Below are 7,919 nucleotides of genomic sequence, written 5' to 3'. Positions count from 1 at the left end.
GGTGGCGCAGCTGGCGGTCAAGCTGTACCGGGTAGCCCAGGAACTGCTGCAGCTGGTGCAGAAACACTTTAATCAACCAGGAAGAGATTATTCAGGGCACTAGTAATTCGTATAACCTGAATAGGAGTATCAGGATTTTTTGTGTGCGGGCCGGTCAGGCAGACCTTCCTTTCACTAGGTCGGCCTGATGAATCGATCTCCGTACAAGACCGCAAACTGATTCATGGCATTCTTCCAGTCATGGGCGGCACTGCCCCAATTGGCGGTGATATTTTGCAATGCCAGCCAGATCAACTTCGTCGCTGCATCGTCGGTTGGAAAGTGCCCCCCTTGTCTTGATGATTTTGCACAACTGAGCATTGATGCTCTCGATAGCGTTGGTGGTGTTGATCACTTTTCGTATGGCTGGCGGGAAGACGAAAAACAGGATGACTCGGCCCCAGGCACGTCTCCAGGCCGCAGCCACCGTTGGATTTGCTCTGCCCCCAAGGTCCAGACTCGAAGGCATCTAGAGCCTGCTCGGTAACTTCAGCATTTGAGCGCTTGATAGACCCGCTCGACATAGGCGCAATGGGTCGGCAAACCGGCGTGCAACTCCAGCCCTTGGTCGGAGTCGAATGCATGGCCAGCGAATATTCCCTTTCAGTCGTTCTAGAAAAAATGTACGAGAATCAGCTGGGCCTCGAAGCTGCGTTGATGGAATTGGTGCTGTTAGTCGAGCAGCAGGGATACGAGACCGTTGGGGAAAATGCGCGTATGGCGCTAGAACGAATTGGGGAGAATGCAGGGTTTATCAATCAGGGCCTGGCGCGACTAAGAAAACTGGAAAAGGACTAGCCTGTGACGCGCCGTTCAATGGCTGCGAAGGCCCTGAATGGCCTTGCCTATTCTGGCGATTCCAGGGTGGTCCTATACCCCCCGTTGATTTCAGGTAATAAAAAACGCTCTACCTGAATGGATCGTAGCGGCTAAAACCGTAACGGATCCATATGATTCTTGGCATAGCATCGCTGTTGCGGACAGGGCATTATGTCCACATCACTAATTTTCGCGAGGCAGGCATGAGCGATCGTTTGATATCGTCAATTCATATTCAAGGCCTATTTGGCCTTTACGACTACAAGCTACCCAAGGAAGGAGAGCTGGAGGACGCAGCAATTCTTTACGGAGACAATGGTGTTGGAAAAAGTACGGTATTGAGACTGGCGTTTCACTTGCTTTCAGCGGGAAACAACAAGGGCCACCGAACCGCACTATATAGAGCTGAATTTTCTCAACTTGAAGTTGTTTTGACCTCAGGCATTAAACTCAGCGCGCTTCGCAATGGTGATGTACTAATTTTAAGTATAATTAAGAATCATGAAGTTATCGCGCTTTGGGAGCACGACCCCAACGAATCGGAAAGCTCGGTTCGATATGAAGTTGTAGGCAAAGAAGTAAGACGAGTAACCACCAACAAAAAACAAGTTGACTTAAAGTGGTATGGAGAAAAAGTATACTTAAAAGCTCTAGCAAACTGCACGCCCAATCTTTTCCTTCTAAATGCTGAAAGATACTTGCATAGCGACTCCATACCAGACGCTACCGACGAAGTAGAATTCAGGAAGATAATGCATTTCGAAGAACGACCAAAAATAAATGATTTAGTTGCCAGGACACGAGAAATTGGTTTAGCTCAGGCAATGAACAGCACGTTCAGGTGGATTGCGGACAAGGCATTGCAAGGGGCCAATCAAGGAAGCACCAACGTACATGCAGTGTATGGTCAAGTCCTTCAGCATTTGATGGCACCTACGAGTAATCGTGAAGCAATGGAGAAGATCGATGTAGATAGTTTGTCTCGTCAACTATCATTAATTGAGATCAAAACCAGCCTATTAGCAAATTATGATTTAGCGATTCCGCTGCCAATGGCAGGATTCAAAAAAGCTTTAACAAGCAATGTTGGATCACGACCGGAACTTGCTGCCTCGCTACTCAAGCCGTATATTGAAAGTATTGAAGGAAGACTAGAGGCAGTTGAACCCATCTATCAGCTGGTTCATAGATTTGTTGAAACCATCAATCAATTTCTTAGCGACAAAAAAATAGAATTCAAAGTTGGAACTGGATTCAAGCTAAAAAATCGCAAAGGAGTCGAGCTAGACCCGACTCAACTTTCCTCTGGGGAACAGCAGCTATTACTTCTATTTTGCTATGTATTAACTGCAAGGGACACGTCAACTGTTTTCATGATCGACGAGCCGGAGATCTCTCTAAACATTAAATGGCAGCGCCAATTAGTTCAATCCTTGCTCGACATAACGGAAGGCGCAAAGATTCAATTTATTTTTGCATCACACTCTTTGGAGCTTCTATCCCAACATAGAAATCGCGTCATCAAGCTAGATAATTATCATGAGTGACCTGCCTCGCCGTTCAATTGATGATCTTGTTCTGCGATATGAGCTCGAGCCCGAGCTTAATGATATTTATGTGGAGGGTCACTTCGATAAGGAAGTTCTTACTGCATGTTTTCAACACGCGCAAGACCCCTCCAAAATTGTGTATACGATTGATAGCGTCGACGTGCCTGAAGCTATACTTCGAAAATACAAACTGACAGAGGGCAATAAGCAAAGAGTACTTGCTCTCGCGCAAGAGCTCAGCAGCATAGATATTCTTAGATGTCGATTTTTAGTTGATAGAGACATTGACCATTGGTTCGAGGAGCTCGTTCAATCCAAAGGATTAGTGTGGACAAAGTACTGCTCACTCGAGTTATACTTTTTTACCGATGAACTGTTGCAAAAATTAATAGTAACCGTTTCGAGGTGTAAAATTGGCAAGTGGGGCGATTTTGTAGAGAGCTTTTCTAATGCATTAATTATGCTATATTCTTTCCGACTTGCCGATAGAGAGCTTGAATTAAATTTGCAATGGATTGACTTTGATAAAAGCTTGAGCTTTAGAGAGGGGCTGCTTTCATTTGATTTTGACTCGTATGCATCTAAAGTATTGAACAAAAACGCTAAAATGTCTTTTATTGGGAATTTCAAAGCGAAGGCCAGTGAGTGGCATAAGCGCTGCTTAGATACGGACTGCAAGATGGCAATTAGAGGTCATGACTTTGTAAAAGTCCTCGCGTGGGTTATAAAAAATGGGCGAGGAAACAGCGCTTTGGGATCCGAAGACGCAATAGAAAGAGCCCTCCTACTTATTGCAACTAGCGACTTGGAACTATACTCTGACATATCATCTTAACCGTTTCTTTGATGCCGGTATTGAACGTGGCCTTACGTAGGTCACGTCTCCGTATGAATTTCTAGATATAGTAGCAACCTACATTCTTAGTCAAAATACTGACACCTGCTGGTTCTATATGATCTCTGTGGACGTTGCTGGTCTATTTTTGCTTTGACGACAGCCCTTTTCACACAGATTATTGAATGTCACTGATGTCAGGTATTGATAGCTTGCAGAATATGATTCGGTTCTATTTCGTTGAACATCTGTGAAACGTGCTAAACGCTATGAAAGCCGCCTGAGCCGTGCCTTTAAGTAAATTCAATACCCCTCCTAAAAGGCGCCACAAACTCTTCAGATGCGAGCTAGTGAGAGTTGAAAACTCGGTAGAACGAGCTTTTCAGGCGACGCCCCCTAGCAAACAGGGGCTTATAGAGATTGGCTACCGCCTTGACCGGCGCAGGGCGCTGCACAACGTCGCTTCACTTCTTTGCAAAACCTTTCACTCCGTGAAATTGGAATGTACGTGAAATCTTCCGTAGCAGGCTTGGGCAAGGTGTAGTGGTCTAATTTCCCCGGACACCTCGATAGGTGGAGAATGCATCTATCGAGGTGTCCGGGGAAATTAGACCACTACAGCATCCACTCCGGCCACTCTTCTTCACTTCGGCGCTGAGACTTCTTTGGCATAGACCTGACAGGCCGCCAACGCGATCAATCCTTGGTCGCCAGCGTCCTCAACACCCACGCCTCCAACCCTCCCCAATCCTGATAAACTCCATCATCGCCTTACCCTCATTCTATTTAGATATCTCCATGTCCCCAGCAACCACGCCAACCGCCGCCCCAGCCCTCTCCCGCCGCTTCTCCGTCGCCCCGATGATGGATTGGACAGACCGCCACTGCCGTTTCTTCCTACGCCTGCTCTCCAAGCACGCCCTCCTCTACACAGAAATGGTCACCACCGGCGCGCTCCTCAACGGCGACCACGACCGTTTCCTGCGTCACAACGAAGCCGAACATCCACTCGCGTTGCAACTCGGCGGCAGCGTCCCGTTGGACCTGGCCGCCTGCGCGCGCATGGCCCAGGACCACGGCTACGACGAGGTAAACCTGAACGTCGGCTGCCCGAGTGATCGGGTGCAAAACAATATGATCGGCGCGTGCCTGATGGGGCATCCGCAGTTGGTGGCTGATTGTGTGAAGGCGATGCGTGATGCGGTGTCGATTCCGGTGACGGTGAAGCATCGGATCGGGATTAATGGGCGGGACAGTTACGAGGAGTTGTGTGATTTCGTCGGCACGGTTCGGGATGCCGGGTGCACGAGTTTTACGGTGCATGCGCGGATTGCGATTCTGGAGGGGTTGTCGCCGAAGGAGAACCGCGACATTCCGCCCTTGCGCTATGACGTGGCGGCGCGGTTGAAGACGGATTTTCCGGAGCTGGAGATTATTCTCAACGGCGGGATCAAGACGCTGGAGGCCTGTCACGAGCATCTGCAGACGTTCGACGGTGTGATGCTGGGTCGTGAGGCGTATCACAACCCTTATGTGATGGCTGAGGTGGATCAGCAGCTGTTCGGCAGCAAGGCACCAGTGATCAGCCGGGCCGAGGCGCTGGCGCAGTTGCGGCCTTATATTGCCGAGCATCTGCTGGCGGGTGGATCGATGCACCACATCACTCGGCATGTTCTGGGGCTGGGCACCGGGTTCCCGGGGGCGCGCAAGTTTCGGCAGTTGTTGTCGGTGGATATTCACAAGGCCAAAGAGCCTTTGGCGTTGCTGGATCAGGCGGCGGAATTACTCGAGGGGCGCTGATTCCCCTACCGCTCATTCGTAAGACGGAACGGAGTAATCATCTATGGCAATAGCCACGCTGACATCTAAAGGACGGATCACCATTCCAGCCAAGCTGCGTGCCTCACTGGGGCTTCGCCCCGGCGATCGCGTTCAGTTTGTTTCGTTAAAAAATGGCAGCTTTGAAATCGTGGCCGCCACTTGTTCGGTCCGAGCGCTCAAAGGTCTAATCCGTAAACCGTCCAAATCGGTAAGCATTGAGGCCATGGCCCAGGCCTGCCCGTCAAGCTAACCGTCACTTGCGTTGAACCTGTCCCCTATTTCAGCATCGTATCTACCGATACCACGCCCCGCCTTTCAAACATCCGTTTTCAGGTTGTTGCCGCTGGGGCCATCGATACACGTACGCGCCCTTGAGTGGCTGCAAGCGCTCGGGTAATGTCATTAGACCCATAGGACAGAGCACGCCCATGACTTCCAAGCTGGAACAACTCAAACAAATGACCACCGTGGTTGCCGACACCGGCGACTTCGAAGCAATCGCTCGCGTTAAACCCGTGGACGCTACCACCAACCCTTCCCTGTTGCTCAAAGCGGCGGCCATTCCCGCTTATGCCGAGTTGCTGAACGCTTGCGTTCACGACTGCAAGGGCGATGTGGGCCTGGCCAGTGACCGTTTTGGCGTTGCGGTAGGGCAAGAAATTCTGAAGGTTGTACCGGGCCGTATTTCCACTGAGGTGGATGCGCGCCTGTCGTTCGACACTGACGCCGTATTGAAGCGTGCGCACCGTCTGATCGACCTGTACGACAAGGCCGGCGTTGGCCGTGACCGTGTGCTGATCAAGATCGCTTCGACCTGGGAAGGCATTCGCGCTGCCGAGAAGCTGGAAAAGGAAGGCATTCAGACCAACCTGACCTTGCTGTTCTCTTTCGCTCAGGCTGCGGCTTGTGCTGACGCTGGGGTTTTCCTGATTTCGCCGTTCGTGGGCCGTATCTACGACTGGTACAAGAAGGCCACAGGCAACGACTACACCGGCGCGGATGATCCTGGCGTGCAGTCGGTGACGCGCATCTACAACTACTACAAGGCCAATGACTACAAGACTGTGGTGATGGGTGCGAGCTTCCGTAACCTGAATCAGATTGAACAGCTGGCCGGTTGTGATCGGTTGACCATCAGCCCGGATCTGCTGGAGAAGCTGGCGGCGGATACTGGCAAGCTGGAGCGCAAATTGGCGCCGGGGCATGCTGGTGAGACGCGTCTGAGCTTGAATGAAGCGCAGTTCCGTTGGTTGTCCAACGAGGATGCGATGGCGACCGAGAAGCTGGCTGAGGGGATTCGTCAGTTTGCTCGGGATCAGGAGAAGCTTGAGGCGTTGTTGCAAGCCAAGCTGTGATCTAGTTCGAAGCTGTGCAAAAAGGGCGAACCTTAGTGGGTTCGCCCTTTTTTGTGCCTTGATGTTGGAGATTGAATAGGCTTCGCGCTGGGGGATGTGGTGATCGTTATGGCGCCTTCGCGGGCAAGCCTCGCTCCTACATCTATGGTTACCCCCTTTTCTGCAATACTGTTTTTGATGCGTGTTTGGCTTGCTTTCATCTATCCGGCGTCTAAGTGGGGTTTGTGGCCCCGCGCCTCGATGAGAATCGATGCCCAACGACCCTAATTAGGGTAACGGCCTTTCAGCCGTGTAGGAGCCCAGGGTTGTCGTCAGGCCGGTTGGCCGTTCACGTCATCAGTTATCCAGCATCGCAAAACCAGGTGGGTGGTGCTCGGGTGACAGCGGGGTCAGGCGTTCATCGCGGCTGGCCCCGCATCGAATTCAGTGTGGTGGGCCGCAATCGCCCAGGCGATTCGTGCCAGCTTGTTGGCCAACGCGCAAACCACAAGATTGGAGTGATGGCGGGACGCCAAGAGCTGGCGGACCCAGTCCGCCAGAGCGCCTTTCTGTCGATCCAGTTGTATCAAGTACACACGGGCGCACTGGATGAGCAGGCGTCGCTGGTTTCGATCGCCGCGTTTGCTGATGCCCAACAGTACGGTCTTGTCGCCCGTGGAATGTTGTTTGGGCACCAACCCGATCGAGGCCGCATAGCCTCGGCCGCATTTGAACTGTTTGCCATCGCCCAACTCGGCAGCCAGGGCGCTGGAGGTGATCGGGCCGACACACGGCATGGTCATCAAGCGCGCCGCCAGATCATCTTCGGCGGCCTGGCACTCCACCTCCTTGTCCAGCGACTTGACCTGTCCATCCAGATAGTTGAAGTGCCCATGCAGCAGCATCAGGTTTTTCTTGATGCGTTCAGAAAATGAACTCACCTCAAGCAACGCTGGAAGCTCTTTGATGGTTTTGAAGCCAGGGGCCAGGCTGACGCCAACCTCCAGAAGGGCTGCGTGAATCCGATTGACGGTCGCAGTGCGGTCTTTAATGAACGACTCACGTAGCGAGTTGGACATGGCCAGTGCCTGCTGAGCTTGAGTTTTGGGTGGCACAAAACGCATCGTGGGTCGGGTCGCCGCCTCGCAGATCGCCTCGGCATCAGCGAAGTCGTTTTTGTTGCTTTTCACATACGGACGCACGAGATGAGGGGCAATGAGTTTGGGCGTATGTCCCAGCTTGGCGACCTCTTGCGCCATGAAGTGGGCGCCGCCGCAGGCCTCCATCACGACGGTGCAGGATTCCAGGTTGGCCAGATACCGAATGAGCGTCACCCGATTGAATTTTTTGCGGTAAACCTCATGGCCGCGATCATCTTGCGCATGCAGGTGAAAGGTATGTTTTCCCAGGTCGATGGCGGCGATAGCTACATTGTTCATGGCATGATCTCCGATGAGCCCCCGGTGAAAGCTTAGTGGGCGATCACAGGGGGCGGCGGGGGTAGCCATTTCATTAGGGGAT

General features: G+C 52.0%; 7 protein-coding genes and 2 pseudogenes. 6 read left to right on the top strand and 3 right to left on the bottom strand.

The genetic code is table 11. The features are described 5' to 3' along the window. Positions 1-174: 174 nt before the first annotated feature. Positions 175-515: pseudogene (locus tag PMI18_RS30550) on the bottom strand (transposase); the annotation flags it as partial. A 106-nt stretch (positions 516-621) separates the two neighbouring features. Here PMI18_RS30550 and PMI18_RS09525 point away from each other — a divergent pair. From PMI18_RS09525 to PMI18_RS09535, 3 genes are all read left to right on the top strand, one after another. After that, a complete protein-coding gene (locus PMI18_RS09525) occupies positions 622-837 on the top strand; it encodes a hypothetical protein (RefSeq protein WP_007903417.1) in 216 nt (71 codons plus the stop codon). Positions 838-1,061: 224 nt separating this feature from the next. After that, a complete protein-coding gene (locus PMI18_RS09530; protein ID WP_007903415.1) occupies positions 1,062-2,405 on the top strand; it encodes an AAA family ATPase in 1,344 nt (447 codons plus the stop codon). After that, a complete protein-coding gene (locus tag PMI18_RS09535) occupies positions 2,398-3,243 on the top strand; it encodes a DUF4435 domain-containing protein (RefSeq protein WP_007903413.1) in 846 nt (281 codons plus the stop codon). Before PMI18_RS09530 ends, PMI18_RS09535 begins: the two co-directional genes overlap by 8 nt. Before the next feature lie 643 nt (positions 3,244-3,886). Here PMI18_RS09535 and PMI18_RS31575 read toward each other — a convergent pair. Beyond that, positions 3,887-3,973 (bottom strand): annotated as a pseudogene (locus tag PMI18_RS31575) (lysis protein); the annotation flags it as partial. A gap of 68 nt (positions 3,974-4,041) precedes the next feature. Between PMI18_RS31575 and dusA the strand changes: the two are divergent. From dusA to tal, 3 genes are all read left to right on the top strand, one after another. Continuing rightward, positions 4,042-5,043, top strand: coding sequence for a tRNA dihydrouridine(20/20a) synthase DusA (gene dusA, locus PMI18_RS09540; protein WP_007903412.1), 1,002 nt, complete (start codon positions 4,042-4,044; stop codon positions 5,041-5,043). A 43-nt stretch (positions 5,044-5,086) separates the two neighbouring features. Beyond that, positions 5,087-5,314 carry an AbrB/MazE/SpoVT family DNA-binding domain-containing protein gene (locus tag PMI18_RS30545; RefSeq protein ID WP_007903411.1) on the top strand — a complete coding sequence of 76 codons (228 nt, stop codon included), beginning with the start codon at positions 5,087-5,089 and terminating at the stop codon, positions 5,312-5,314. A 178-nt stretch (positions 5,315-5,492) separates the two neighbouring features. Next, a complete protein-coding gene (tal, locus tag PMI18_RS09545) occupies positions 5,493-6,419 on the top strand; it encodes a transaldolase (protein WP_007903406.1) in 927 nt (308 codons plus the stop codon). Between the two features lie 389 nt (positions 6,420-6,808). Here the strand turns inward: tal and PMI18_RS09550 are convergent, their stop codons facing one another. Beyond that, positions 6,809-7,837, bottom strand: a complete 1,029-nt coding sequence (locus PMI18_RS09550; RefSeq protein WP_007903403.1) for an IS110 family transposase — start codon at positions 7,835-7,837, stop codon at positions 6,809-6,811. Between the last annotated feature and the right edge of the window lie 82 nt (positions 7,838-7,919).

The sequence above is a fragment of the Pseudomonas sp. GM102 genome (genome assembly GCF_000282555.1).
GTDB lineage: Bacteria > Pseudomonadota > Gammaproteobacteria > Pseudomonadales > Pseudomonadaceae > Aquipseudomonas.
This window is presented reverse-complemented; position numbering and strand designations above follow the sequence as displayed.

Coding starts and splice junctions, on each gene's coding strand:
- PMI18_RS09550 (WP_007903403.1), bottom strand. CDS start 7,837: ATGAACAATGTAGCTATCGCCGCCATCGACCTGGGAAAACATACCTTT.
- tal (WP_007903406.1), top strand. CDS start 5,493: ATGACTTCCAAGCTGGAACAACTCAAACAAATGACCACCGTGGTTGCC.
- PMI18_RS09530 (WP_007903415.1), top strand. CDS start 1,062: ATGAGCGATCGTTTGATATCGTCAATTCATATTCAAGGCCTATTTGGC.
- PMI18_RS09535 (WP_007903413.1), top strand. CDS start 2,398: ATGAGTGACCTGCCTCGCCGTTCAATTGATGATCTTGTTCTGCGATAT.
- dusA (WP_007903412.1), top strand. CDS start 4,042: ATGTCCCCAGCAACCACGCCAACCGCCGCCCCAGCCCTCTCCCGCCGC.
- PMI18_RS09525 (WP_007903417.1), top strand. CDS start 622: ATGGCCAGCGAATATTCCCTTTCAGTCGTTCTAGAAAAAATGTACGAG.
- PMI18_RS30545 (WP_007903411.1), top strand. CDS start 5,087: ATGGCAATAGCCACGCTGACATCTAAAGGACGGATCACCATTCCAGCC.